This window comes from Psychrobacillus glaciei, from assembly GCF_008973485.1.
In the GTDB taxonomy this organism is placed as follows: domain Bacteria; phylum Bacillota; class Bacilli; order Bacillales_A; family Planococcaceae; genus Psychrobacillus; species Psychrobacillus glaciei.
Genome location: NZ_CP031223.1, coordinates 2,925,889 through 2,951,642 on the forward strand (window position 1 = coordinate 2,925,889; position 25,754 = coordinate 2,951,642).

A 25,754-nucleotide genomic window follows, 5' to 3' on the forward strand; every position below is an offset into this window, starting at 1 on the left:
TTTCATCAAATAAAATGTTACTTATAAAAAAGGTAACAGTATAGATTAAACCTTTAATGGGCAAATACAAATCCTTCGCATGCACAAAGTTGTCCAAGCAACAAAACTGGCCTGCCACATTTAAACAGATACATTGCGAATTCTTATTAAAATACTTGTTCTACTTCTATTATTCCTGGAACTTCTTCCAGTAATGCGCGTTCAATACCTGCTTTTAAAGTAATGGTTGAACTTGGGCAGCTTCCGCAAGCTCCTAAAAGGCGTAGTTTTACAATACCATCTTCAATATCTACAAGTTCACAGTCTCCCCCATCACGTAGTAAAAATGGGCGTAATTTATCTAAAACTTCTTGAACTTGTTCATTAATTGTATCAGTCATATCTATCGACTCCTTTCACTATAATCATTATAATGTGAAGTAAGAAAAAAATCCAATAAAGAATTCGAAGGAGATCTTCTAATATGGGCACTCAAGCATTAAATATAGAAATTTTTGGAGCGGACATCATGTGCGCTAGCTGTGTAAATTCACCATCCTCTAAGGATACATACGAATGGCTTCAAGCAGCTATCGACCGAAAGTTTCCAAACCACCAAATCACATTTACCTATATCGATATCGAACAACCAATTGAGAATGAAAAACAGCAAGATATTGCCACTCGAATTGCCGATGACGAATTTTTCTACCCACTTGTCATGATCAATGATGAAGTAATTGGTGAAGGTTATATTCAATTAAAACCAGTATATGCAGCACTTGAGAAGTATGGGTATACTAGTGAAGTAGAATAATTAAAATACCTATAGATTAATAGATGTATGATTCTGATGGATCGATTATTACTACTTATTGATCGATTAACCATTTAATCAAAAAAAAGAAAAGCTTCGAAACGCTTATTAAATAAACGTTCCGAAGCTTTTTTATCCATTATGGCGCTTGTACATCCATAACAATCCAGATTTCATCAGTCTAGCAATACGCCCTGTTACTGAAATATCTGCTAAATAAGCAAAACCTTGTTTCTTCCCAAGAGATCCCATGAAACCTTTTAGCTTAATTTCTGGCATTACTTCTGGAAGAGGTGTGTTCTTCCAACGTGCTTGTAATACTTTCACAATTTGTTCTGCTTGTTCTTCTGCGAGTTGAGCACTTGGTGCAAAAGGAAGGGATGCACAATCTCCTACTACGAATACATTTTCGTATCCCGGTAAATCATGATATTGCGTTAATATGACACGCCCAGAACTATCTTTTTCGCCTGGTAATGCGCGCACTGGTGCGGCTGGCTGAATCCCTGCTGTCCAAACGACAACATCCACAGGAATAATTTCTTCATGATTGTATAATTTGTTCGTTTCAACTTTTGTTATATTCGAGTTACTCACAATTTCTACATCATTTGAATCGAACCATTTTTTTACATAATTACTCAAACGCTCTGGAAAATCTCTTAATACACGAGGACTGCGGTCAAATAATTTAATTCTTAAATCTGGACGACTTTCACGCAGTTCACTAGCAAGCTCAATTCCACTTAAGCCAGCTCCAACAATTCCAACAACAGAGCCTGATTGTAAGCCACCTAGCTTGCTATAAGTATCACGAGAACGCCCAATGGTTTGAATGCTATACGTAAATTCATCCGCACCAGGTACTCCGTGATATTTATCCTCACAACCAAGGCCAATTATTAAATCATCGTATTGAACTGATTGTCCATCTGCTAATAACACTTCTTTACTATCCACATCAATTTCTAGAATTTCACCATATTTAATCGTTAATTTTTGGTTTTCAGGAAATGCCACACGGATTTCATTATCTGGAGATGTTCCAGCTGCCAACGCATAAAATTCTGTCTTCAAACTATGAAATGGTGTTCGGTCTATTAATGTGATTTCTACATCATCTGGTAAATTGTTTGGCAATAGACGAAGTAAAACACGCATATTACCATATCCTCCACCTAACAATACTAATTTTCGCATAATATTCTCCCTCAACTTTCAATGTCTCTTCAAATTATAAATGATTGTGATGGTTTTCACAATAAGACTTCTAAATTGACGGATGAATAAAAAAAGAGTAGCATGACGGAGTAATGAGGTGACAGCTATGAATCCAATGGTTGAATTCTGTATAAGCAACCTTGCAAATGGTTCTCAGGAAGCATTTGATATTTTGGAGCAAGATTCCAATTTAGATGTATTAGACTATGGTTGTTTAAGTTATTGCTCGCTGTGTTCCGAAACTTTTTTCGCCATTGTCAACGGTGAAGTTGTGGAAGCAGAAACGCCTAGTGAACTTGTAAAAAACATATATAAATACATCGAAGAAAATCCTTTATTTTAAAAAGACTGCAAAGTAATCTGCAGTCTTTTTACTTTATCCATTCACTTAACGATTGCAGAAGATAGGTTGGTTTCTCCAACTGTTGCAGCACATCCTCTGTTCGATTTACACCACTATTTACATGGACCGTATCGATCCCCATACGGATGCCAGTTAAGATATCTGTTTTATAATTATCACCAATCATAACCATTTCATCTTTATGAAACCCATATTTTTTTTGAATAAGCTCTAACATAAACGGTTGAGGTTTCCCCATATATAGTGCTTCCACACCGGTAGAATGTTCTACTAGTTTTGTGAAAGCTCCATTTCCAGGCAGAAATCCCCTCTCACTAGGGAATGCATGATCACTATTTGTTGACAAAAATGTTGCTCCTGCACGAACCGAAAGACAAGCATTGGAAAGTTTTTCATAATTGATGTGATGATCGATTCCCATTACAACAACATCAGCCATCTCTTCTGTTCGGTCAATTCTTTTCATGTCTAGCGCTTCTTGTAATCCACTTTCTCCAATCATAAACACAGACTTTCCTTGATAATGTTCATCAATATAATTAGCAGCTGCAATAGATGAAGAGATAATATGGTCTTCGCTTGTATGGACATCCATCTGCGCTAGTTTTTGCTGAAATTGCTTTTGCGTCATGGAAGAATTATTTGTCACAAAAAAAGGATCGATTCCTTTTCCTTGTAAATAGTGAACAAATTCAATTGCTTCTTTTATTGGAGTCTTCCCTTTATATACGGTGCCGTCTAAATCTAAACAATAGGCCTTATATGGTAACATTAGAATCCTCTGGTAAAAAAGCCGAGACAGGACCTAATTCATTCTCTATATAACTCTCCACCATTTTCGGAAATTGTTTTAAATAAGGAAGATTAGAAACTAATACCTGTGCTAATTGCGTATGATCGATAGAATGAAAATCACGGACAAGAACTTTTCTATAATCAATTACTTCTTTTAATGGTGTATCCATTTCTATTGTTATAACCTTTTCGTCTGTCAAAATGTCGATAATATCAACGTAACCACCTGGATCTCGCATGATGAAACCGTCAATCATAGAATTACCTATATCTATTATGGACTCAATCATATTTTGACCTATTCGTTCAAGCGCTAGCTTAGATACTTCATCTCGATTCCAGTCTGTTTTTTCTTCTAGTAATTTAATTAAAGCGTTCATATGAGTAATAGTCGTTTTAATTTTTTTTCGATCCACAAAATACATCGAAATGCCTCCTATTTTTTGTTCAGTTGATATTAACTTCTATTCTATAGTACCATAATTAAAGGGTAGGAAGGAGTGTTATGAAGTGGAACGATTTTTCTTATATGATGATGTAGAAGATACAAAAACAAGGTTCGTTGGATTTACAGGTGATTCTCAACGCTATGATTTAGCTATTGTGCAAAGTTCTCGCTTTTTTGGGAAAGTTCTCGTGATGGATATCCAATATGGCCGAGCTGCCATATTAGGACCAGATGATTTAGAAGAACCAGGCTATCTAGAGCATATATATAATAGAACCGAAGTCGAGGCTGAGGAATTAAGAGATTACTTGAGAGAATTATTAAATTAAGAAAAGCGAAAGACGACTTTTAAGAGCATTTTGTCTTTACTATTTCCTGAGTGCTTTGGAAGAAACATTATATACACTATTACCGTTAGTTTTATGAATCGTGACTGACGAAGAGGCGAAGATATCTAAGAAAAACTGGGCAAAAAGATGGTCCTTTTAAAAAGAGTAACTTAGAAATACCGCCTGATTTCCGCTACGGCGGACGCTTTTCGCGGGCACGGCTTCAGTCTCCTCGTCACTGCGTTCCTGCGGGGCCTTCTGCTCATGCTATTCCCGCAGAAGTCGCCGCCTGCGCTCCAATCAACTAATATGTATGGAGCGAATTATAGTCGCTTAGTAAGATAGATGACATTTAAATCCTATGAACATTAGAAAGTTATACGGATGCACAAAAATATCATCTCTAATTCAACCATAATTACAGGATGGCTTGATCATTACGTTTACTTAAACTAATTCTATCTTCTTAGCGATAGCCAGGAGTAAAACCTTCTTGTTAGTTACTACTCACTTAATGGATTGTAGTGAAAGGTGGCGACTCCGGCGGGATTAGTGAGACAGATGAGCAATCACAAGCGACGCGAATGCGGCGGTGATGGCTCATCGCTCACCCCGCGGAAAGCGTCCACCTGAAACGGAAATCCATGGTATGATTTAATTCTTTAAAGTACTATGAACACTGGATTCGCAGGATGATAATCCATAAATTTTCTTATCTTTTTTTAAAAAACCTTGAGCAGATCATAATTGATTCTGCTCAAGGTTTTCTTGTTCTAAGTCATCTGTTTCAACCGGTACGACTTTTGGTGCTACACCTGTTTTTTTTATTAAAAAATATGCGCAGCCAAAATTACAATACTCATATAAGTAATCTTTCATTGTACTTATTTTTGTGTCAAATGTAGCTTTATTATTTCGATCCTCAAAAAAGCCCTTTAATCGGAGTTGATTGTATCCCCAGTCTCCCATAATATAGTCGTATTTAGATAATATTTCACTATATCTTTCTAAAAAAGCTTCTTCTTTAAATGCTTCACGGTAATCCTCTACGACTTCATATGTGTATCCCTCAGCAATAATCACTCCATCACCATCCATTAGCTATTTTGAGTAGCGAGTTGTTCCTCACCTTGTGCTTGTCTTTGTTTAGCTGCAGCATTTACTTGTTCATCTGCATGATAACTACTTCTTACAAGAGGGCCAGCTTCACAATGTGAGAATCCTTTACTCATTGCAATTTTACGTAATTCACCAAACTCAGCAGGTGAATAATATTTTAACACTGGTAAATGTTTTTTCGAAGGTTGTAAATACTGACCAATAGTCATTATGTCTACATTATTTGCACGCAAGTCATCCATTACTTCTAATATTTCTTCATGCGTTTCTCCTAAACCTAACATTAAAGAAGACTTAGTTGGAATAGTTGGTTGCATTTCTTTTGCACGACGTAATAACTCTAGTGACCGATCATATTTTGCTCTTGCACGAACTCTTGGTGTCAAACGACGAACTGTTTCAATATTATGATTCAAAATATCTGGTTTCGCATCCATAATGTTACGGATATTCTTTTCTATTCCACCCATATCAGAAGGTAATACTTCAATAGAAGTAAATGGGTTTTTCCGGCGAATGGCACGAATCGTTTCAGCAAATACTTCGGAACCGCCGTCTTTTAGATCATCACGAGCAACTGCTGTAACGACGACATGCTTTAAGTTCATAATAACAACAGAATCTGCCACACGTTCTGGTTCTGCTAAATCTAGCTCCGTTGGAAGACCTGTTTTGACTGCACAAAAACGACATGCACGCGTACAAACTGCTCCAAGAATCATGAAAGTAGCTGTTCGACGTGAACCCCAGCATTCGTGAATATTTGGACATCTTGCTTCTTCACAAACTGTATGTAAATTGTTTTCACGCATTAATTTTTTTAGACCCTTATAGTCTTCATTTGTATTTAACTTTATTTTTAACCAATCAGGCTTACGTTGATGCTCTTTTTTTGTTGGTTTACACGATGTCATTATTTTTTCGACCCCATTCTAAAAAAACTAACTACACTGATGACAATGTAACATATTATTTCATTTCAAACAACCTAATCATGCCTTGAATACCTAGTTTTCACATAGAAAAGTAGGGTATATTAAATACCCTACTTAATTGTTTGGAGTTGTATTAGGTATTTCCACTGAAGGACGGATCCCCTCTCCTTTCGTATAAAAATTTGGAACCTGCCCTTGGACTAATCCCATTGCCACTGGAATTGTTTGCTCAACTTCACTCATTTTACTTGCGAGTGGGACTATAATTTGGACATTTACTTTTATTCGAATGTTTATTTCAACTAAGGCACTGTTAATCCCAAACTCAGTAATGCTCGATTCTACCGTAGATTGTACATTTCCTATTACATGAAATCTTATGGGAATTTTCGGACCTAAGTTACCAATAAGCGGAATATTAGTTGCTTCCGCCAATGGAACATAAAACACCACTCCACCTTTATCTTCCATTGCATGCTCATCATATTCAATATCATCTAGGTAAGGCAAACTAGATAAGTTTCCTTTTTCTGCTTGTTCTAAATGATATTGCACCAAGCTATTCGTTTCGGATAGTTTTTTAGTAATGACATCTGTATTAAACTTCATAGTCTGCATATTTTTGCTACCAGACGGAACCTCATCCATAATATCATTTACATCTAATACAATTTTTGAGTTCTCATTAACCGCTTTGCTAATGACCATTGAAGCTATTTTAGTTGTTTGAATTTCCGCGTATTGAAGGAAAGTAGGAGTTAATCTACCATTGACCCAATATAATACACCCGCAATGGAAAGTATAAAAAAAGTCAAAAAAATGGCCAATTTACGCTGATTCGTAAAAAATATGAAACGTTTCTTTTTCCTATAAAACAGAAAAAATCCCCCTAATTACTTATATGTAACGGAAGGATTTTTTATGTGAATTACCTTTTAGATTCTTGTTGTTTTCCATACCACTTCATCACATCTCGTATGAATTCTGGCATAAAATATTGTTTGTTTGCAAATTTAAATGCAGGAAAAAAATAACCAAAAGTAAACATATCTAATGTTGCAAGTGCATACGTCTTTTCATGTTTTAAAATTTCTCCTTTTACATAAACGTCACCATTTTCTTGTTCCGTTAAATCTACAAATTGCATTGCCCCCAAATATTTTCCTCTAAATCCTAAACCTTTTACTTCGAGAAGTGGCCATTTTTCGTTTTTGGATAGCTGAATCATTTCTAATAATTCTGCTCCAGTTAGCGTGACAACGCATGGATTTATTGGATGAGGTAAAAGTTTATGTAAATCACTAGCGGTAATATTTCCTTTCGGTAAATCCGTTAAAAAAATCCCAGCAGGAAACATCGCACAATCAGCCCCTGTAAATGCTAATAACGCTTCACCAAAGAAATCGGACATATTGGAGGAATGAAACCAATCTTTCTTTAACAATATAGAGTTTTGAAAGAGTATGGTAGCTAATTTGTTCTCCCCAATCCGCTTCCATGTTTCCAATTGCTCTAAATCATTTGCAGGTTTATGAAGATCCTCTACTGGATGTAGGGTTGCCTTTTTAGAGATAATTCGTTTACAGCTATGGTCATAATCGAACATAACATTACCTACATATGCCCCGTACTTACCCGCAGCGGCTTGTAGTGTTCCATTTACCATTTTTCCTTCTTCAAAAAAGTGGTGTGTATGTGAACCAAAAATAACATCAATTTGGGGAATTTGTTTGGAAATTAATTCGTCTTGCGAAATCCCTAAATGGGACATACACAGGATAATATCCACTTTATTCTCCATTTTCTCACAAACTTCTTTTAATCGATTGATCGGCTCTTGAATATGCCATCCCAACTTTTCATAATAAATGCCAAAATCTGCTGTTGCAGCTATAATTCCAATTCGTATACCAGAAGGAGTTTCATGGATTTTATAGGGTAACATCCATGATGGAATTGCCCCATTTTGATCTGTAAAATTGGATACAACGACCTCAAAACTCGCATCATTGTAGAGGTTTTCTAATTCCTCATGACTTAAAGTTATTCCCTCGTTATTGCCAATTGTCACATAATCATAACTAGCTGCATTCAACAACTCAACATTCCCTCTACCTAGTGTACCTTCAGTGAAAATATTTGATCGATCTATATGATCACCGATGTCTAAAATAAGGCAAGTATCATGCATCGCTCTTCTTTCAGAGAGAAACTGATGAATTGTTGACCAGTTTTCTAAGTGACTATGCAAATCATTCGTATGATAAATTTGAATTGTTTCTCTCAACATGCTCCCACCTTTTTATTTTACATAAGTCCAGCTATTATAGAACGGACTCCTAATAGAAGCAATACGATACGGAGCGCAATCACTAGTGTCTCTGAGTTGAGCTTTTTATTCAAACTTGCACCAAATTTTGCGCCAATATATGCTGCTGGAATAACAGGAATCGTATAAAGCCAGGGAACATTCCCTAATGAAATATGTGTGATGGAATTGATAATAGAAGATAAAAATACCATAAACATAGACGTTGCAATTGCAACATGTGGAGGAAATAGAAATAATAATATCATAGCAGGAACAATGATAGATCCTCCACCAATGCCAAATAGACCTGAGGCAAAACCAACTCCAAATGTTAACACTATCGCAAACCAAATTGGATAACCATATACATACGTATCTCTATCATCTGTAAATGTTCTTTTTTTACCGTTTTCTACAAACCACTTAACAGGTTTTAAATATTTTCGCACAAGCAAAAGAGTAGATAATATGATTAATAATATTCCAAAATATAAATTAAAGGATGGTAGATCTAGTCCTTTATTTACAAAAGCGCCAAGTATTGTTCCAGGTATACTTCCAATAAAGAAGATAAATCCACTTTTAAAATCTACCGTTTTTGTTTTCGTATAAGAAAGAGTAGAAGAAAGTCCCGTGAAAATCATCATCACTACAGATAGTCCAACTACGCTCTGGGGAGTAATATTTGGAATTAATCCAAGTGTTGTACCAAAAAACAAAACTGCTGGAACTAAAATTACACCGCCACCTAAACCTACTAATGCCCCTACTATCCCCGAGAAAAGACCCGCCGCTACAAGTACTACCCACTCCATTAAATCCCACCTTCAAATAAGTCTAGTTGCTTTGGAGCCAAACCTTCAAATTCAATGCCAAGCATTTTTTTAAAAGTGTTTGCATTTTTGGCTGAATGCCCTCCTGAATTATTATTAAATAAAACCACCACTTCATCTGCTTGCTTATGCAATTGCTCGCAAACCTTTTGAATTACGGTTAGTTCTTCTTTATTATAATCATATAGATAGCGAACGTCTCGCCAATTTACGTTATTTCCTGGATTAATCCATCCATATGTATTTCGTCCATGTAATCGAAATAAAACCTTGTTTGAAGTAGTAATAGGAACTAGAGGAACACACCCTTTTCCGACTTGTGGTTCATCACAAACCGTATGATGAAATTGATGTTCTCTTAAAAATTGAACTGTTTGATGTTTAAAATCAGGAGCATACCATGACTGGTGACGGAACTCAATTGCAACTTCGAAATCTCTCAGTTCTTCTCTTACTCTCATTATATAATCTACATTTTCCTTTTCACATTTAAACCATGGTGGAAATTGCACTAAAACCATAGATAGTTTTCCATGCTCTTTATAAGGTTGAATGGATTCCCGATAAATTTGGAACATCTCATTTATAGAATCAAATGGAGACTCTGTGCGAAGATGACCGGTAATTCCTTGAAATGCTTTAACCACAAATTGAAAATTATCCGGTGTTTCTTTTAGCCATTTATGTGTATTTTTTATTGGCTGGATCGCATAAAAAGAAGCATCTAGCTCTACTACTGGAAAATGGGAGGTATAATCCTGAAGCTTCTGTTTTGGAGAGGAAGTATATAAATCCGGATGATCTCCCCATCCCGTTAAACCCACCTTAATCATCTAATCACCCCACTGTTTATACAATATATCATATCATTATCTTAGTTTAAGTGACAAAAAATGAACTTCTTCAAACCCGTAATCCTTTTTAGGAAAAATAAAAAGGCAACAGGGATGAATGTTATTTCATCCTGTTGCCTTCATCATAAAGGTTATCGAATTAACCGATAGAGCCTTCCATTTCGAATTTAATTAATCTATTCATCTCAACCGCATATTCCATCGGAAGTTCTTTTGTGAATGGCTCGATGAAGCCCATTACGATCATTTCAGTTGCTTCTTCTTCACTTAGCCCACGACTCATCAAGTAGAATAATTGTTCTTCTGAAACTTTTGAAACTTTCGCTTCATGCTCAAGAGAAATATTATCATTCAAGATTTCGTTGTAAGGAATTGTATCGGAAGTCGACAAATTATCCATAATTAATGTATCACATTCAATGTTAGCACGAGCACCAGTTGCTTTACGTCCAAAATGAACGATACCGCGGTACGTTACTTTTCCACCTTGTTTCGAAATTGATTTCGATACAATCGTTGAAGAAGTATTTGGAGCTAAATGCATCATTTTTGCACCAGCATCTTGGTGTTGGCCTTTACCAGCGATTGCGATAGAAAGTGTCATACCACGAGCACCTTCACCTTTAAGGATAACTGCTGGATATTTCATTGTTAATTTCGACCCAATATTTCCATCAATCCATTCCATTGTTGCGTTAGCATCACAAACTGCACGTTTAGTAACTAAGTTATATACGTTGTTTGCCCAGTTTTGGATCGTTGTATATCGGCAATAAGCATCTTTTTTAATAATGATCTCAACAACTGCACTATGAAGTGAGTTTGTTGTATAAACAGGAGCTGTACAACCTTCTACATAATGTACAGAAGCGCCTTCGTCAACAATGATTAGTGTACGTTCGAATTGACCCATATTTTCTGAGTTAATACGGAAGTACGCTTGAAGTGGTGTATCCACTTTCACACCTGGTGGTACGTAGATAAATGACCCACCTGACCATACCGCTGAGTTTAGTGCAGAGAACTTATTATCAGAAGAAGGAATTACAGTTCCCCAGTGTTTCTTGAAAATGTCTTCATTTTCACGTAAAGCTGAATCCGTATCTTTAAATACGATACCTAAATCTTGAAGCTCTTGTTTCATATTGTGGTAAACCACTTCTGATTCATACTGCGCAGAAACACCTGCAAGATATTTTTGTTCCGCTTCTGGAATACCAAGCTTATCAAATGTTGCTTTGATTTCCTCTGGCACTTCATCCCATGATTTCTCGGTTCCTTGTGAAGGTTTTACATAGTACGTAATTTCATCAAAGCTTAATGAACCAAAATCTCCACCCCATTGTGGCATAGGTTTAGAATAGAAAATTTCTAACGCTTTTAAGCGATAATCTAACATCCATTGGGGCTCATTTTTCATACGTGAAATTTCTTCCACAATTTCTTTCGTTAACCCACGTTTTGAACGGAAAATGGATACGTCTTTGTCGTGGAAACCATATTTGTAATCACCAATTTCAGGCATTTTTTTTGCCATCGTATTTCCTCCGTTCTTCTATTATTTCTCTTCTTCGGAAACGCCTTTTTCCATGGCTTTCCAAGCAAGAGTTGCACATTTAATACGTGCTGGAAATTTAGAAACACCATTTAATGCTTCTATATCGTCAAGGTCGATAGACTCATCATGTTCTTTCCCTAACATCATTTCTGAGAAAACCGTAGAAAGCTTTAAAGCCTCTTCTACTTTCTTTCCTTTTACTGCTTGAGTCATCATAGATGCGGATGCCATCGAAATGGAACAACCTTCCCCATCAAACTTTGCATTTTGGATTACGCCATCTTCCACTTGAAGTGTTAAATGAATGCGATCTCCGCAAGTTGGGTTATTCATATCAATTGTTAAAGCACCATCCTCAATGCTACCTTTGTTCCGAGGATTTTTATAATGATCCATAATTACTCGTCTATATAGTTGATCTAAATTAGAAGACATCGCTAAAATACTCCTTTGCAGTGCGCAATCCAGCAACTAGTTGGTCAATATCTTCTTCTGTATTATAAATATAAAAACTTGCTCTCGCAGTTGAATTACATTGTAACCATTTCATCAGTGGTTGTGCACAATGATGACCTGCCCGGACAGCAATTCCATTCATATCAAGTACAGTTGCAACATCATGTGGATGCACATCATCTAAATTAAATGTTACAATTCCCGCTCGTTTAGATGGATCTTTAGGTCCATAAATTGTTAAACCTTCAATTGTGGACATTTTATCCATCGCTAAAGCGGCTAGTTCATGTTCATGCTTTTCAATTTCCTCTAGTCCAATTTCTTCTAAGAAATCAATCGCTGCTCCAAGTCCAATGGCACCTGCAATTATAGGCGTTCCACCTTCGAATTTCCACGGAAGTTCTTTCCATGTAGATTCATATAAACCTACAAAGTCAATCATTTCCCCACCAAATTCAATCGGTTCCATTTCTTCCAGCAATGCTTGTTTTCCGTAAAGTACACCAATACCAGTAGGACCGCACATTTTATGTCCTGAAAACGCAAGAAAATCACAATCTAAATTTTGAACATCCAGTTTTAAATGTGGTGCGGCTTGTGCACCGTCCACAACCATTATAGCTCCATGCTCATGCGCAATTTGCGTAATTTCTTTAATTGGGTTCATCGTACCTAATACATTTGACACGTAAACAATTGAAACGATTTTTGTCTTATCTGTTATGGTCGCCCTTACTTTTTCTAGAGATAGTGTTCCATCTTCTTCTAGGTCAATATATTTAAGCGTAGCACCTGTTTCCTTTGCAAGTTGTTGCCAAGGAATAATATTGGAATGGTGCTCCATATGCGTAATAACAATTTCATCGCCTTCTTTTACATTTGCCAGCCCGTAGCTTCTTGCAACTGTATTGATAGAAGTAGTTGTTCCACGAGTGAATATTATTTCTTTTGTAGATTTAGCATTGATAAATTTCCGAACCTTTTCACGTGCTCCTTCATAACCTTCCGTCGCACGGTTACCAAGAGTATGCACACCGCGATGTACATTCGAGTTATCAAATTCATAATACTTTTTGATCGCATCAATCACTTGAACGGGTTTTTGAGAAGTGGCACCACTATCTAAATAAACAAGTGGATGTCCATTAATCTCTTGGTTTAATATGGGAAAATAGCGTCGAATCTCTTTACTGAGCATTAGCGAACTTTCCTTTCAATAACCTCCGTCAGCTGTTTCTTCACGCCTTCGATCGGTAGTTCGTTTACAACTGGAGCAAGGAATCCGTGAATAACCAGACGCTCTGCTTCATGCTTAGAAATACCACGGCTCATTAAATAGTACAACTGAAGTGGATCTACTCGGCCTACAGAAGCTGCATGACCTGCTGTTACATCATCTTCATCGATTAAAAGAATCGGGTTTGCATCTCCACGTGCTTTTTCGCTTAACATTAGAACACGAGATTCTTGCTCTGCATTGGATTTCGTTGCTCCGAATTCAATCTTCCCGATACCATTGAAAATTGAAGATGCTTCATCTTTCATTACACCGTGTTTCAAAATTTGACCGTTGGTATGCTTGCCCCAATGAATAACTTTTGTTGTAAAATTTTGTTTTTGTTTCCCGCGACCGACAACAACCATTTTTACATGTCCTTCTGAATTGTCACCAACTAAATGAGTTACATTTTCAGAAATTGTATCGCTGTCATTCATCATTCCAAGTGCCCATTCAAGAACAGCATCTCGCGCTGTAACTCCACGGCGGTTTACATAAGTAGTAAAACCTTCTGCTAGAACGTCTACTGTACCAAAAGTTATCTTTGCATTGTCTTTAGCAATTACTTCAGAAACAATATTTGCTAAACCGTTTGCATGTTCTACGGTCGATAAATAGTTTTCCACATATGTGACAACACTATTTTCATCTGCAACTAATAATGTATGGTTGAAAAGAGATGCATTTTCGTTATCATGCAAATAAATAACTTGAATCGGCTCTTCTACTACTACATTTTTCGGTACATATACAAATACTCCACCGTTTAAAAGTGCTGCATGAAGTGCCGTAAGCTTATGTTCGTTAACTTTTACACCATCAGTCATAAAGTATTTTTGAACAAGCTCACTATGTTCACGCATAGCAGTGTAAATATCGGTAAAAATAACACCTTGTGCTTTTAAATCTTCTGATAAGGAAACAAAAGCTGGAGTGTTATTGTGTTGAATGTATATATTTTTTTGTTCTTCTGCATTTACAATTGTTTTTAATTCTTCAGGTAATTCATCTAAAGAAGAGAAAACATTGCTTTCTACAGTATGTGTAGGAAATTCAGTGAAATTCCAATTTATAATTTTTGTTTTATCTGGATTTGGCATTGGAAGTGTTTCAAGCTCACCTAGTGCTTTTAGACGAAGTTCCGTCATCCAACTTGGTTCTTGTTTACTTTCTGAAAAGGAGCGGATATTCTGCTCGGTTAATGCCAATTTTGTTTCAACCGTCATGCTGATTCGTCCCCTTTCTTATGCTTCTTGTCCAACTGTCTCGTCTTCAATTCCTAATTCAACTTTAATCCAGTCATATCCTTGTGCTTCTAATTTTTGAGCAAGCTCAGGACCTCCAGATTTAACAACACGCCCTTGCATCATTACATGTACATGATCAGGAGTTATGTAGTTAAGCAGGCGTTGGTAGTGAGTGATTACTAAGCTTCCGAATCCTTCTCCACGCATTTCATTGATACCTTTAGAAACAACTTTAAGTGCATCGATATCTAGACCAGAGTCAATTTCATCTAAAATAGCGAATTTTGGTTTTAACATCATTAATTGAAGAATTTCGTTACGTTTCTTTTCTCCACCAGAGAATCCTTCATTTAAATAGCGTTGAGCCATATCCAAGTCCATTTCTAAAAATTCCATTTTGCTATCAAGTTCGCGAATGAACTTCATTAATGAAATCTCATCGCCTTCTTCGCGACGTGAGTTAATAGCAGAACGTAAGAAGTCCGCATTTGTTACTCCAGTAATTTCACTTGGATATTGCATTGCTAAAAATAGACCCGCTTGAGCACGTTCGTCTACTGCCATTTCTAATACGTCTGCACCGTCCAATTCAATTGAACCAGAAGTAACTTCATATTTAGGATGCCCCATAATAGCAGACGCTAAAGTTGATTTACCAGTACCATTCGGACCCATAACCGCGTGAATTTCATTTGTATTAATTGTTAAATTAAGACCCTTTAAAATCTCTTTACCGTCGATAGCAACGTGTAAATCCTTAATCACTAAAGTTGACATTTAATAACCTCCATTAGGTAACTATGAATGGTAATCCATTCTAATTTATTATCATTCTAATCTTAACCCAAAGTCTACTGCCATGCAAATCTTTTGAAATACTTTCTCATTTAGAATGAAAAACGATTGTATTTCATGCTTTCTATACTCTTTCACCTGAACTTCATACAAAAAAATAATCCACCTATATTTTCAATAACATTACCTAAATGAGAATCAATTTCACTATGTATTTATTTTTCAACAAAAAAATCCATAGAGATACATTTCTCCATGGATTCTTCTTTTCTATTATATTATCCTCTAAAGGCTTGTGCATAAATTTTCGCGACTAGTTGGACACTCTTCTCATGATCTAGCTGTCTTCGTTGTTCAACCTTCAAACGTAAATCTTGGCTGTTTCGTAATTCAGCATACCCGAATCCGTGAACTCCCCTAAACGCGTGTTCCATTTGTCCTGTATAAGGCAACTCTTCCGAACTAATAATGAATCATTCCTTTCACATTTTAAAACAACTACTCTATTAGTCTACCCATTTGAAAGCATGACAAACCTTATTTTTTGGAAGAAAATTTAACTACTATGGTTGCTAATGCTCCATCACCAGTAACACCATGAGCTGAAATCATCGTTATTCCTAACATAAACATAAAAGGAATAGATGCAGTCTTTTGGCAGGGGCATACGGGATTCATTTTGGAGCGGATGGGCTCTCTTTAGGGGCATATAGCATCTGTTTAGGTGCACTTGTATTTGGTAGGGGCATACAGGATTCCTTTTGGAGCAGATGGACTCTCTTTAGGGGCATATAGCATCTGTTTAGGTGCACTTGCATTTGTGTAGGGGCATACGGGATTCATTTTGGAGCAGATGGACTCTCTTTAGGGGCATATAGCTTCTTTTTAGGTGCACTTGCATTTGTGTAGGGGCATACAGGATTCCTTTTGGAGCAGATGGACTCTCTTTAGGAGCATATAGCATCTGTTTAGGTGCACTTGCATTTGGTAGGGGCATACGGGATTCATTTTGGAGCAGATGGACTCTCTTTAGGGGCATATAGCTTCTTTTTAGGTGCACTTGCATTTGTGTAGGTGTTGTGTAAAATCAGTTATCCACAGTTAATTTATTTTCCATATAAAAGCCCTTCATTTAGTGGATGAAAGGCTTTTTCATTTTATAAATAGTACATTTGTTATTGCCGTGTTTTATTAGATCAGAGTTGGAAAGAATATGTTTGGCTTCATACCTATTGTTTAAAAGTAGAAATTCTCTACATTCTTTATTGGTGATAGAATCTTTATACAACCAAAAATAGGTAGTTAGTGCATTCTTATATGCAAAGAGATCGTTAGTCTTGCAAGCCGGACAATGCCATGTGCGTTTGCGTTTATTCATACCGATAAAACCGCATTTACTACATTCAACACCTTTTCTAAGTTCTTCTGGTTGTATGGAATAATGTTTTGTTAGTGGGAATTTAGCAAATGGGGTATTTTTCATTAGAAGAACATCTTTCATTTTTTCAATTTCTTCCATTGTAATTGTGGGTTTTTGTTTTTGAAATTGTCGAAGGTATGGCCTGACTTCGTTCTTATTAAGTATTATTGCTTTGTCAGTAGAAGATTTCACAAAACTATTTCGGGATGCGAATACAACAGCACCGAAGATTGGAACTAAAATATTATGGTCCATGAAAAATTGTGAAAGTTGGTATTTGTATTCGTTTAGTTGGTGAGCGGGGCAAGGGTATTTTTTTATTTCCCCTGTTTCTTTTCGTTGGATGAGCTGAGATGGATTCTCTTGGAACTCTAACTCGCCAATAATATTTTTGACTTCTAAAATAACTGCACCAAAGGGAGTGATTAGTAAAAAATCCAGTTCGAACGCATTCTCCGCATACAGTAACAATTTGTGAAACACATAATATTTAAACGGCAGTTGCATTTTTTCCAGTTCTTTATATACAATTTCTTCCCCAAAATCACCTCCTTTTGTTGCACCAATTTCGTTCAGAATCTTTACATATAGTCGATGCTCTGGAGGTAATCGTTTTAATAGTTTTTCCATTGCTTCCATATGAATAGAATTTGTATAAATTTTAGCAATCAATTCTTCACCACCTCCAAATCAGAATAGCATGAATAATTTATTAAATCTATTAATATATGGTTTTTCACCAAAATAAAAGAAGTAGGCACGATTTCCATGCCTACTTCTGCTTGATTATTTCACCGGAACGACTGCTCCATTCCATTTCTCAAGGATGAAATCTTGAATCTCTTTTGATTTCAAAGCTTCTACAAGTTTCTTAATTGCTGGTTTATTTTCATCGCCTTTACGAACTGCGATAATATTAACATATGGAGATTCTTTATCTTCTAACGCGATTGAATCTTTAATTGGGTTTAGTCCAGCATCAATTGCATAGTTAGAGTTGATAAGAACTGCGTCGCCTTCACCGTTTTCATAAAGCTGAACTAAAAGGGCTGCTTCATAATTTGCGTCAAACTTTAAATTTTTAGGATTTTCAACAACGTCTTTAACTTCCGCTGTCGTTTTATCAATACCATCTTTAAGTTTAATCAAACCTTTTGCTTCTAATAAAGATAAAATACGACCGTGGTCCGCAACAGAGTTACTCATAATAATAGTAGCGCCTTCAGGTAACTCTTCTAGTGATTTATATTTTTTTGAGTAAACACCGATTGGTTCAATATGAATGCCACCTGCGTTAACAAAATCATAGCCATTGTCTTTAATTTGAGACTCTAAATAAGGAATGTGTTGGAAGTAATTAGCATCCAATTCTTTCGATTCTAGATCTTTGTTTGGTAAGATATAGTCTTGGTATGTTTCAATTTTAAGGTCAATACCTTCCTTCGCTAGTATTGGTTTTACTTGCTCTAGAATTTCTGCATGAGGAACATTAGAAGCTCCTACTACTAATTTAGTATTTTCTTCCGCGCCATTACTACTATCTTTTGTACCACAAGCAGCTAAAGCTAATAAACTTACTGCTAATAATGCTCCTACTAATAACTTTTTCATTTCATATTCTCCCCTTTTTATCTTTTTAATGTATCTGATCGAGTAAACTCGTTAACACCAATTATCTTTTATCAATTCTAGACGTAATGAAATCGCCAATCCATTGAATAATAAATACCACAATCAAAATAAGAATGGTTGCAACTAGGGTAACATCCCCTCTAGTGCGTTGAAATCCATCTAAAAACGCTAGGGTACCAAGACCACCAGCACCTATAATGCCCGCCATCGCTGTATACCCTACTAACGAAATACAGGTAACGGTAATACCAGAAACTAAAGATGGCAACGATTCTGGCAATAAAACCTTCCATATAATAGTAGAAGTTTTTGCCCCCATCGATTTGGCTGCTTCTAAAACACCTTTGTCAATCTCTCGAAGTCCAATTAATACCATTCGTGCATAAAACGGTGCTGCTCCTATAACAAGCGCTGGAAATGCAGCATTGGGACCACGTATTGTACCGACCATAAATTTTGTTAAAGGAATCAGTAAAATAATTAAAATAATAAATGGAATGGAGCGGAATATATTCACAACTGATCCTGTAAGCCAGTTAGCCAACTTATTGGACCATGCTTGATGTGGACTAGTTAAAAATAAAATAAGACCGAGTGCCAACCCAATAACAAATGTTAGTAAAGTTGATATAGCTGTCATATAAAGTGTTTCTAGTGCAGCATCCCACATCTTTGGCCAATCAACATTAGGAAAAAGCGTATTAATCATTGTTGATCACCTCTGTATTTACTTTTTGTTCGTGTATGAATCGAATTCCTTCATCAATCGCTTTAGCATCACCGTCTAATTGAAGAATTAGTGTTCCATATGCTCCGCTTTTCGTATGCGATATATTACCTTGCACAATATTTACTTCAAGATCGAATTGCTTTATTAATCTGGAGAGGATTGGTTGCTCTGTTTGATCTCCAACAAAAACAAGTTTTATCAACTTCCCATTTGGATATAACTCTCCCAAGTTTTGTATCGTCTGTTTCGCTTGGTTCGTTTCGGAGACCTGTGAAACAAATCGCTTAGTGATGGCTTGCTGAGGATTTTGGAAAACTTCTAAAACATCTCCCTCTTCTACGACAAGACCATTTTCCATTACCGCTACCCTGTTACAAATTTTTTGAATGACTTGCATTTCATGAGTAATCAAGACGATTGTTAACCCCAATTTTTCATTAATACTTACCAATAAATCTAAAATCGAATCAGTCGTTTCCGGATCAAGTGCAGATGTTGCTTCATCGCAAAGCAGCACTTCTGGACGATTTGCCAATGCTCTAGCAATACCAACTCGTTGCTTCTGACCACCTGATAATTGAGATGGATAATAGTCTCCTCGCCCATCCAAACCAACTAGTTCAAGTAGTTCCTTCACCCGGGCAAACCGTTCTACTTTAGATATCCCTGCTATTTCAAGCGGGAAGGAAATATTTTCTGCAACCGTTCTTGACCATAAAAGATTAAAATGTTGGAAGATCATACTTACTTTTTGCCTTACTTGACGTAGCTTCTCTTCATTTATGGAAGTAATTTCTTTATTATTTACGATTATTTGTCCAGAAGTCGGCTTTTCTAATCCATTCAATAATCGGATCATTGTACTTTTACCAGCGCCACTATACCCTATAATCCCGAATATTTCACCTTTTTTTATGTCCAGATTTACATCATCCACGGCGACAATTGTTCCTTGTTTCGTACTAAACTTTTTCGAAACATTTTTTAAGCTAATCATGCAAATCCTCCTTTTCTAATAAAAAAACCCCTTCTGCAAAAGAGCAGAAGGGGTGTACGTTATCATAAAAAATAACAGTCATCCATTCTCTCATTTCCCAAAGCAATTGCTTTGCGTGACTTGGCACCATTTCATTTTCATGACGGTTGCCGGGCTTCATAGGGCACTTCCCTCCACCTCTCTTAATAAGAGCGACACTATTTAATTATTGTTCTTAGTAAATCGTATTCTATCACGGCACTCATTCCTCGTCAACACTTTTTATTTTTTCAAATAAATAAGGTACTGACTGAAATGCGTATATCTTATCATGAACTTTACCATTCTTAGTGATTAATAAACATGGAACACTCTCAATCTCATAATCAATTGCAAGATTTCCTAAAAAGTTTATATTCCCTTGACCAATTGGATACTGCACCAATTCCTTTATAACGAGCATCATCTTAGAAGCTACTTGGCAAGTGCCACACATTGGCGTGTATATATATAAAAGAGAAAGGCCAGGGGTATTTTTAGCTTGCTCCCATTCTACTCGCGTCCATTCATTCACATGCATCATCCTAGATTAAAAATTCTTTTTTCACTTTAATATTAACACGTTGCAAGATAGAAGCCAAAACTTTGAGCGGGGTTTTTTCTACTTCACCATACATTGGATTAATATATAAATGAATGGCTTCTGGAAATTCTTTTCTTACTACGGAGCGAATTTGTTCACCTGATTTATCCGCATCCAAAAATGCATAAATCGGTACATCCTCAAACGGACTTAACAGCTCTTCTAGTTTCACATTTGATATAGTACCATTTGTACAAATAATTTCAGGGGCTTCCGCAAGAACAGTTAAAAGTCTTAGCTTATCTGATCTTCCTTCAACAAGAATTACTATATCAATGAACTCCATTAGCTCCCACCCTATTCCATACTCTCCATTAGTATATGAAAAAGTGCCGCATTATATCAACTCGATTGCCTCAAACTATTATATTTTCCATTAGCACCACCGATGTCCATAAACCCATAAAATATTGCTATACGCCCATAAACGGATGGCATATGCCCATACCAATTCCATCCAACCCTAAAGCAATGCTATATGCCCGTAAAGCGAAGCTATCCGCCCGTAAACGGATGGCATAAGCCCATACCAATTCCATAAACCCATAAAGCAGCGCTATATGCCCGTAAAGTGAAGCTATCCGCCCGTAAACGGATGGCATAAGCCCATACCAATTCCATCCAACCCTAAAGCAGCGCTATATGCCCGTAAAGTGAAGCTATCCGCCCATAAACGGATGGCATATGCCCATACCAAAACCATCCAACCCTAAAGCAGCGCTATATGCCCGTAAAGTGAAGCTATCCGCCCGTAAACGGATGGCATAAGCCCATACCAATTCCATCCACCCATAAAGCAGCGCTATATTCCCGTAAAGCGAGGCTATCCGCCCATAAACAGATGGCATAAGCCCATACCAATTCCATAAACCCATAAAGCAGCGCTATATTCCCGTAAAGCGAGGCTATCCACCCGTAAACGGATGGCATAAGCCCATACCAATTCCATCCACCCCTAAAGCAATGCTATATTCCCGTAAAGCGAGGCTATCCACCCGTAAAAGGATGTCTTGTGCCCATACCAATTCCATAAACCCATAAAGTAGTGCTATATGCCCGTAAAGTGAAGCTATCCGCCCGTAAACGGATGGCATAAGCCCATACCAATTCCATAAACCCATAAAGCAGCGCTATATTCCCGTAAAGCGAGGCTATCCACCCTTTAAAGGATGTCATGTGCCCAGACCAATTCCATCCACCCCTAAAGCAATGCTATATTCCCGTAAAGCGAGGCTATCCACCCGTTAAAGGATGTCATGTGCCCAGACCATTTCCATAACCCCGTAAAGCGAAGCTATCCGCCCATAAACGGATGGCATAAGCCCATACCAAGTCCATCCACCCCTAAAGTAGTGCTATATGCCCGTTAATCTTTGCTATAAAACTCCTTTGATTTCTATAAGCCCATAAACCGTCGTTAAAACCAAAAAAATAGACATCCAATTGACTATCAATTGGATGTCTATTATTTGATCAAGTAATTCCGAATGGATCGGCGATTACTTTATTATTCTTGAATCAATTCGTCATATTGTTCTGCGGATAATAGTTCATCCATTTCTGATAAATTAGAAGGTTCTACAACGATCATCCATGCATTTTCATACGGAGATTCGTTTACAAATTCAGGGCTATCTTCTAACTCTGAGTTCACTTCTACTACCTTACCACTAATAGGTGCGTAAAGTTCTGATACAGTTTTTACTGATTCTACACTACCAAATGGGTCTCCGGATTTAATATCGTCTCCAACTTGTGGAAGCTCTACAAATACGATATCCCCTAATTCTGATTGTGCAAAATGTGTAATACCAATGCGAACTTTACCGTCTTCTGTTTTAACCCATTCGTGCTCTTCTGAGTATTTTAAGTCTTTAGGTGTTGTCATGATATACCCCTCTCAATTTGTTATACATTCATTTATAATATTCACATATTTTCATTGTAAAAACAAGCTACTTTATATGCTTTTCCAAATATGTTCAAACTCTTCTTCCTTGAATCCTAGCGTTAAATGTTCTCCATCAAACACAAGTGGTCTTTTGATTAGCATCCCATCAGAGGAAAGAGTTTCAATTTGTTCTATTTCTGTCATATTTGGAAGCTTGTCTTTCAATTGCAATTCACGATATTTTGTACCACTCGTATTAAACAATTTTTTTAAATCTATTTTAGTTGTAGCTAGAATCTCTTTGATCATTTTTTTTGAAGGAGGTGTTTCAACAATATGATTATTTTCAAATTCAACACCATTATCTCTTAGCCATTTACTGGCCTTATTGCATGTACTACACTTTGGATATCCAAAAAATTGAATCGTCATATCTCTCACCTTTTTTCTTTTTATCATATCATAATACCATGGTAATAGTATTATGCGACGAGCTTCGCGCAGGAGCACATGGTTTTGACCATTGCTGGCTTACAATGGGAAGAAAAACGCTAGCGTCCTTTAAGTGCATTTTGTCTTCTCTATTTCTAGAGTGCTTTGGACGAAACATTTGCTACACTATTACAGTTAGAGTAATGGATCGTGAAGTGACTGCGTCACTTCACGATCCATTTTTTTTCGGTAATCTTGTGACGGATGTTTGTCCGTCGCCTTCTTGAAAAATATAAAGACATTATGCATTTGTTTTGGTTAATGAGAGAATAAATCCTTTCCTATTCTTTTAAAAGCGGATGAAGATGCAATTTCATCCGCTCAGCGCTTCTTTAATAATGGATGCTATCTATTTTTCTCTAGTACCACCTACTCAAATGATACACCCACTGATCCGTGTATACTGTGTACGGTAAAACTAAAAAAACTAAAGATCTAACCCTTGAAATTATACTATGAATCCTTACTATTACTGGATTCTTAGCGATAGCTGGGCAAAATCTTCTTGTTAGGTACTACTCACTTAATAGATTGTAGTGAAAGGTGGCGACTCCAGACGGAGGCCGACAGGATGTTGGTCACGAAGGTGTTGCCACACGATGTGGCGCTCTTAGCCTTCGTTCCTCGGAAACAGATGTGCCATCGCAAACGACGCGAATGCGGCGCCCCCGCGGAACGCGTCCACCTAAAACGAAAATCCGCGGTATTATATAATTCTTTAATGTACTATGAACACGGGTTTCGCATTACGATAATCCATATACTTTCTTATCTTTCAAAAAAGCCGATTCACATAGAATCGGCTTTTTATCTTTATTAAACGATGTATTTTTCTGCATCAATTAATTTAACAGATGCTTCACGTTTTTTAAGAATTAAATTATATGGCGTGTTACGAGTTAATTTACGTAATGCAGAAATCATCATGCGTAAAGTATCACCTTCAACAGATGCAATCAGCGTCTCTTTCGCTGCTTTTTCAATCTCATCAAATGCTTCTTGGCAGAAAATTTGTGTATATAGTAGTTTTTGCTGTGCCTTTTCTACTCCATCACGACCAATCGCTTTTTCTGTACGTAATAAAGCAGATTCCATTGCAAATAAATTATTGGCAATATTTGCGATGTTAACTAATACTTCTTGTTCTGCCTCTAACTTTGTACCAAAACGTTGTGCAGCAAGACCAGCAGCAAGTAACCCGATTTTCTTCGCATTGGCTACTAGTACTTTTTCTTGTGCAAGTGGCTCTTCACTTACTTCTTCTGGCATCATCATTAACAGCTCTTCTTGTAAGCTTTGTGCCTTCTGAAGAAGTGGCAACTCACCTTTCATTGCTTTCTTCAAAAACGTACCCGGAACGATAAGACGGTTAATTTCGTTTGTTCCTTCAAAAATGCGATTAATGCGGGAGTCCCGATAAATGCGCTCCACTTCGTATTCTTGCATAAAGCCATATCCACCGTGAAGCTGAACTGCTTCGTCTGCGATATAGTCTAATACTTCTGAACCTACTACTTTATTAATAGAGCATTCAATTGCATACTCCGCAATAGAAGCTGCAATTGCTTTTCCGTCTTTTTGTTCTTCTTCACTTAATTGACTCATACGATCCTCAAAATATCCAACCGTACGATAGATTAAACTTTCAGTCGCATATAGTTTAGAAGCCATAGTTGCTAATTTTTGTTTCGTTAAATTAAAAGAAGAGATCGGTGTTTTAAATTGTTGACGCTGGTTTGTATAAGTAATAGCTAATTCAAGTGCACGTTTAGAACCTCCAACAGTACCTACCCCTAATTTGTAGCGGCCGATGTTCAATATATTAAAGGCAATTACGTGACCGCGCCCGATTTCCCCTAGTAGGTTTTCCACTGGCACTTCCGCATCTTGTAAAATAAGTGTTCGAGTGGAAGAAGATTTAATACCCATTTTCTTCTCTTCTGCACCAACGGAAACGCCAGGAAATTCACGGTCTACGATGAATGCGGAGAATTTATCTCCATCTATTTTTGCATAAACAACAAATACATCTGCGAATCCTGCATTTGTAATCCATTGCTTCTCCCCATTTAAAATGTAATGAGTACCTTCTGTATTTAATTTCGCAGTAGTTTTTGCTCCTAATGCATCGGAACCTGAACCTGGCTCTGTTAACGCATAAGCAAAAATTTTCTCACCCGATGCTGAGTTTGGTAAATACTTTTGTTTTTGCTCTTCATTGCCAAATAAAACGATAGGCAAAGTACCGATTCCTACATGTGCGCCGTGCGTGATAGAAAAACCACCAGCTACAGATAGTTTCTCTGCAATTAAAGCAGATGAAATTTTATCTAATGCAAGGCCGCCATATTCTTCAGGAATATCAGCTGCAAGTAAACCTAGATCTCCTGCCTCTTTTAATAAACGGACCGAATGCTCAAACTCGTGATGTTCTAATTTTTCAACAACAGGTAACACTCGACTTTTCACATAGTCATCTGCTGTTTTAGCAATCATCTTTTGCTCATCAGAAAAATCCTCTGGAGTAAATACTCGACTTGCATCTATGTCTTCTACTAAGAAACTTCCGCCTTTAATTACATCCTTAACTACAGTCATGTTCATTTCCCCCTGTTTGAATGATAAATTA

Annotated in this window: 28 protein-coding genes and 1 riboswitch; of the genes, 3 read left to right on the forward strand and 25 right to left on the reverse strand. The window is 36.8% G+C overall.

The features are described 5' to 3' along the window. Positions 1 to 146: 146 nt before the first annotated feature. On the reverse strand, positions 147 to 380 hold the full coding sequence (locus PB01_RS13740; protein ID WP_151700722.1) for a NifU family protein: 234 nt from the start codon (positions 378 to 380) through the stop codon (positions 147 to 149). Between the two features lie 83 nt (positions 381 to 463). Here PB01_RS13740 and PB01_RS13745 point away from each other — a divergent pair, with 83 nt between their 5' ends. After that, positions 464 to 796 carry a YuzD family protein gene (locus PB01_RS13745; RefSeq protein WP_151700723.1) on the forward strand — a complete coding sequence of 111 codons (333 nt, stop codon included), beginning with the start codon at positions 464 to 466 and terminating at the stop codon, positions 794 to 796. A 132-nt stretch (positions 797 to 928) separates the two neighbouring features. Here PB01_RS13745 and PB01_RS13750 read toward each other — a convergent pair whose 3' ends face one another. Then, positions 929 to 1,996, reverse strand: coding sequence for an NAD(P)/FAD-dependent oxidoreductase (locus PB01_RS13750; RefSeq protein WP_151700724.1), 1,068 nt, complete (start codon positions 1,994 to 1,996; stop codon positions 929 to 931). Positions 1,997 to 2,123: 127 nt separating this feature from the next. On the opposite strand from PB01_RS13750, the gene PB01_RS13755 reads away from it, so the two are divergent. After that, the gene (locus PB01_RS13755; protein ID WP_151702060.1) at positions 2,124 to 2,360 is read left to right on the forward strand and encodes a YuzB family protein; all 237 of its coding nucleotides are present in this window, start codon (positions 2,124 to 2,126) and stop codon (positions 2,358 to 2,360) included. 28 nt (positions 2,361 to 2,388) lie between these two features. Here PB01_RS13755 and PB01_RS13760 read toward each other — a convergent pair whose 3' ends face one another. Both PB01_RS13760 and PB01_RS13765 read right to left on the reverse strand, forming a co-directional pair. Beyond that, entirely contained in the window at positions 2,389 to 3,153 is a 765-nt protein-coding gene (locus PB01_RS13760) for a TIGR01457 family HAD-type hydrolase (RefSeq protein WP_151700725.1), read from the reverse strand. Continuing rightward, positions 3,140 to 3,601, reverse strand: a complete 462-nt coding sequence (locus PB01_RS13765) for a DUF86 domain-containing protein (protein ID WP_151700726.1) — start codon at positions 3,599 to 3,601, stop codon at positions 3,140 to 3,142. The genes PB01_RS13760 and PB01_RS13765 overlap by 14 nt, the downstream gene beginning before the upstream one ends. Positions 3,602 to 3,686: 85 nt before the next feature. Between PB01_RS13765 and PB01_RS13770 the strand changes: the two genes are divergently transcribed. After that, a complete protein-coding gene (locus PB01_RS13770; RefSeq protein WP_151700727.1) occupies positions 3,687 to 3,953 on the forward strand; it encodes a DUF3055 domain-containing protein in 267 nt (88 codons plus the stop codon). 741 nt (positions 3,954 to 4,694) lie between these two features. Here the strand turns inward: PB01_RS13770 and PB01_RS13775 are convergent. From PB01_RS13775 to PB01_RS13875, 21 genes are all read right to left on the reverse strand, one after another. Next, positions 4,695 to 5,036, reverse strand: coding sequence for a YutD family protein (locus tag PB01_RS13775; protein WP_151702061.1), 342 nt, complete (start codon positions 5,034 to 5,036; stop codon positions 4,695 to 4,697). 14 nt (positions 5,037 to 5,050) lie between these two features. Then, positions 5,051 to 5,986, reverse strand: a complete 936-nt coding sequence (gene lipA / locus PB01_RS13780; protein ID WP_151700728.1) for a lipoyl synthase — start codon at positions 5,984 to 5,986, stop codon at positions 5,051 to 5,053. A 135-nt stretch (positions 5,987 to 6,121) separates the two neighbouring features. Further along, positions 6,122 to 6,835, reverse strand: coding sequence for a sporulation protein YunB (gene yunB, locus PB01_RS13785; RefSeq protein ID WP_225986035.1), 714 nt, complete (start codon positions 6,833 to 6,835; stop codon positions 6,122 to 6,124). Positions 6,836 to 6,936: 101 nt separating this feature from the next. Beyond that, positions 6,937 to 8,295, reverse strand: coding sequence for a bifunctional metallophosphatase/5'-nucleotidase (locus PB01_RS13790; RefSeq protein WP_151700730.1), 1,359 nt, complete (start codon positions 8,293 to 8,295; stop codon positions 6,937 to 6,939). A gap of 20 nt (positions 8,296 to 8,315) precedes the next feature. After that, complete coding sequence (locus PB01_RS13795; protein ID WP_151700731.1) at positions 8,316 to 9,134, reverse strand: sulfite exporter TauE/SafE family protein; 819 nt, start codon at positions 9,132 to 9,134, stop codon at positions 8,316 to 8,318. Continuing rightward, complete coding sequence (locus tag PB01_RS13800) at positions 9,134 to 9,985, reverse strand: DUF72 domain-containing protein (RefSeq protein ID WP_151700732.1); 852 nt, start codon at positions 9,983 to 9,985, stop codon at positions 9,134 to 9,136. Before PB01_RS13800 ends, PB01_RS13795 begins: the two co-directional genes overlap by 1 nt. 160 nt (positions 9,986 to 10,145) lie before the next feature. Beyond that, positions 10,146 to 11,543 carry a Fe-S cluster assembly protein SufB gene (gene sufB / locus PB01_RS13805; RefSeq protein ID WP_151700733.1) on the reverse strand — a complete coding sequence of 466 codons (1,398 nt, stop codon included), beginning with the start codon at positions 11,541 to 11,543 and terminating at the stop codon, positions 10,146 to 10,148. Positions 11,544 to 11,564: 21 nt separating this feature from the next. After that, a complete protein-coding gene (gene sufU, locus PB01_RS13810; RefSeq protein WP_151700734.1) occupies positions 11,565 to 11,999 on the reverse strand; it encodes a Fe-S cluster assembly sulfur transfer protein SufU in 435 nt (144 codons plus the stop codon). Then, positions 11,989 to 13,218: a cysteine desulfurase gene (locus PB01_RS13815; RefSeq protein ID WP_151700735.1), complete on the reverse strand. Its 1,230-nt coding sequence runs from the start codon at positions 13,216 to 13,218 to the stop codon at positions 11,989 to 11,991. Before PB01_RS13815 ends, sufU begins: the two co-directional genes overlap by 11 nt. After that, positions 13,218 to 14,525 (reverse strand): Fe-S cluster assembly protein SufD, encoded by a 1,308-nt coding sequence (gene sufD / locus PB01_RS13820; protein ID WP_151700736.1) that lies wholly within the window; start codon positions 14,523 to 14,525, stop codon positions 13,218 to 13,220. Before sufD ends, PB01_RS13815 begins: the two co-directional genes overlap by 1 nt. An 18-nt stretch (positions 14,526 to 14,543) precedes the next feature. Then, the gene (sufC, locus tag PB01_RS13825) at positions 14,544 to 15,323 is read right to left on the reverse strand and encodes a Fe-S cluster assembly ATPase SufC (protein WP_151700737.1); all 780 of its coding nucleotides are present in this window, start codon (positions 15,321 to 15,323) and stop codon (positions 14,544 to 14,546) included. A gap of 1,150 nt (positions 15,324 to 16,473) precedes the next feature. After that, on the reverse strand, positions 16,474 to 17,433 hold the full coding sequence (locus tag PB01_RS13830; protein ID WP_151700738.1) for an NERD domain-containing protein: 960 nt from the start codon (positions 17,431 to 17,433) through the stop codon (positions 16,474 to 16,476). A gap of 114 nt (positions 17,434 to 17,547) precedes the next feature. Beyond that, the gene (locus PB01_RS13835) at positions 17,548 to 18,372 is read right to left on the reverse strand and encodes a MetQ/NlpA family ABC transporter substrate-binding protein (protein ID WP_151700739.1); all 825 of its coding nucleotides are present in this window, start codon (positions 18,370 to 18,372) and stop codon (positions 17,548 to 17,550) included. A 61-nt stretch (positions 18,373 to 18,433) separates the two neighbouring features. Further along, complete coding sequence (locus PB01_RS13840; protein ID WP_151700740.1) at positions 18,434 to 19,102, reverse strand: methionine ABC transporter permease; 669 nt, start codon at positions 19,100 to 19,102, stop codon at positions 18,434 to 18,436. Beyond that, on the reverse strand, positions 19,095 to 20,120 hold the full coding sequence (locus PB01_RS13845; RefSeq protein WP_151700741.1) for a methionine ABC transporter ATP-binding protein: 1,026 nt from the start codon (positions 20,118 to 20,120) through the stop codon (positions 19,095 to 19,097). Before PB01_RS13845 ends, PB01_RS13840 begins: the two co-directional genes overlap by 8 nt. An 87-nt stretch (positions 20,121 to 20,207) precedes the next feature. Next, positions 20,208 to 20,312: riboswitch (SAM riboswitch) on the reverse strand. Between the two features lie 49 nt (positions 20,313 to 20,361). After that, on the reverse strand, positions 20,362 to 20,679 hold the full coding sequence (locus PB01_RS13850; protein ID WP_318837462.1) for a thioredoxin family protein: 318 nt from the start codon (positions 20,677 to 20,679) through the stop codon (positions 20,362 to 20,364). Between the two features lie 4 nt (positions 20,680 to 20,683). Next, positions 20,684 to 21,028 (reverse strand): toprim domain-containing protein, encoded by a 345-nt coding sequence (locus tag PB01_RS13855; protein ID WP_151700743.1) that lies wholly within the window; start codon positions 21,026 to 21,028, stop codon positions 20,684 to 20,686. Between the two features lie 619 nt (positions 21,029 to 21,647). Continuing rightward, positions 21,648 to 21,863, reverse strand: coding sequence for a hypothetical protein (locus tag PB01_RS13860; RefSeq protein ID WP_151700744.1), 216 nt, complete (start codon positions 21,861 to 21,863; stop codon positions 21,648 to 21,650). Between the two features lie 386 nt (positions 21,864 to 22,249). Further along, complete coding sequence (gene gcvH / locus PB01_RS13865) at positions 22,250 to 22,630, reverse strand: glycine cleavage system protein GcvH (protein ID WP_151700745.1); 381 nt, start codon at positions 22,628 to 22,630, stop codon at positions 22,250 to 22,252. Positions 22,631 to 22,702: 72 nt separating this feature from the next. Further along, a complete protein-coding gene (locus tag PB01_RS13870; protein ID WP_151700746.1) occupies positions 22,703 to 23,065 on the reverse strand; it encodes an arsenate reductase family protein in 363 nt (120 codons plus the stop codon). Between the two features lie 876 nt (positions 23,066 to 23,941). Continuing rightward, on the reverse strand, positions 23,942 to 25,723 hold the full coding sequence (locus PB01_RS13875; RefSeq protein ID WP_151700747.1) for an acyl-CoA dehydrogenase FadE: 1,782 nt from the start codon (positions 25,721 to 25,723) through the stop codon (positions 23,942 to 23,944). Positions 25,724 to 25,754 lie beyond the last annotated feature (31 nt).

Excerpts from the sequence above, each read along its gene's own strand:
- PB01_RS13740 (WP_151700722.1), bottom strand. The coding sequence starts at position 380 with ATGACTGATACAATTAATGAACAAGTTCAAGAAGTTTTAGATAAATTA.
- PB01_RS13745 (WP_151700723.1), top strand. The coding sequence starts at position 464 with ATGGGCACTCAAGCATTAAATATAGAAATTTTTGGAGCGGACATCATG.
- PB01_RS13750 (WP_151700724.1), bottom strand. The coding sequence starts at position 1,996 with ATGCGAAAATTAGTATTGTTAGGTGGAGGATATGGTAATATGCGTGTT.
- PB01_RS13755 (WP_151702060.1), top strand. The coding sequence starts at position 2,124 with ATGAATCCAATGGTTGAATTCTGTATAAGCAACCTTGCAAATGGTTCT.
- PB01_RS13760 (WP_151700725.1), bottom strand. The coding sequence starts at position 3,153 with ATGTTACCATATAAGGCCTATTGTTTAGATTTAGACGGCACCGTATAT.
- PB01_RS13765 (WP_151700726.1), bottom strand. The coding sequence starts at position 3,601 with ATGTATTTTGTGGATCGAAAAAAAATTAAAACGACTATTACTCATATG.
- lipA (WP_151700728.1), bottom strand. The coding sequence starts at position 5,986 with ATGACATCGTGTAAACCAACAAAAAAAGAGCATCAACGTAAGCCTGAT.
- PB01_RS13795 (WP_151700731.1), bottom strand. The coding sequence starts at position 9,134 with ATGGAGTGGGTAGTACTTGTAGCGGCGGGTCTTTTCTCGGGGATAGTA.
- PB01_RS13800 (WP_151700732.1), bottom strand. The coding sequence starts at position 9,985 with ATGATTAAGGTGGGTTTAACGGGATGGGGAGATCATCCGGATTTATAT.
- sufB (WP_151700733.1), bottom strand. The coding sequence starts at position 11,543 with ATGGCAAAAAAAATGCCTGAAATTGGTGATTACAAATATGGTTTCCAC.
- sufU (WP_151700734.1), bottom strand. The coding sequence starts at position 11,999 with ATGTCTTCTAATTTAGATCAACTATATAGACGAGTAATTATGGATCAT.
- PB01_RS13815 (WP_151700735.1), bottom strand. The coding sequence starts at position 13,218 with ATGCTCAGTAAAGAGATTCGACGCTATTTTCCCATATTAAACCAAGAG.
- sufD (WP_151700736.1), bottom strand. The coding sequence starts at position 14,525 with ATGACGGTTGAAACAAAATTGGCATTAACCGAGCAGAATATCCGCTCC.
- sufC (WP_151700737.1), bottom strand. The coding sequence starts at position 15,323 with ATGTCAACTTTAGTGATTAAGGATTTACACGTTGCTATCGACGGTAAA.
- PB01_RS13835 (WP_151700739.1), bottom strand. The coding sequence starts at position 18,372 with ATGAAAAAGTTATTAGTAGGAGCATTATTAGCAGTAAGTTTATTAGCT.
- PB01_RS13840 (WP_151700740.1), bottom strand. The coding sequence starts at position 19,102 with ATGATTAATACGCTTTTTCCTAATGTTGATTGGCCAAAGATGTGGGAT.
- PB01_RS13845 (WP_151700741.1), bottom strand. The coding sequence starts at position 20,120 with ATGATTAGCTTAAAAAATGTTTCGAAAAAGTTTAGTACGAAACAAGGA.
- PB01_RS13850 (WP_318837462.1), bottom strand. The coding sequence starts at position 20,679 with ATGCATGTGAATGAATGGACGCGAGTAGAATGGGAGCAAGCTAAAAAT.
- PB01_RS13855 (WP_151700743.1), bottom strand. The coding sequence starts at position 21,028 with ATGGAGTTCATTGATATAGTAATTCTTGTTGAAGGAAGATCAGATAAG.
- PB01_RS13860 (WP_151700744.1), bottom strand. The coding sequence starts at position 21,863 with ATGGGTTTATGGAATTGGTATGGGCTTATGCCATCCGTTTACGGGCGG.
- gcvH (WP_151700745.1), bottom strand. The coding sequence starts at position 22,630 with ATGACAACACCTAAAGACTTAAAATACTCAGAAGAGCACGAATGGGTT.
- PB01_RS13870 (WP_151700746.1), bottom strand. The coding sequence starts at position 23,065 with ATGACGATTCAATTTTTTGGATATCCAAAGTGTAGTACATGCAATAAG.
- PB01_RS13875 (WP_151700747.1), bottom strand. The coding sequence starts at position 25,723 with ATGACTGTAGTTAAGGATGTAATTAAAGGCGGAAGTTTCTTAGTAGAA.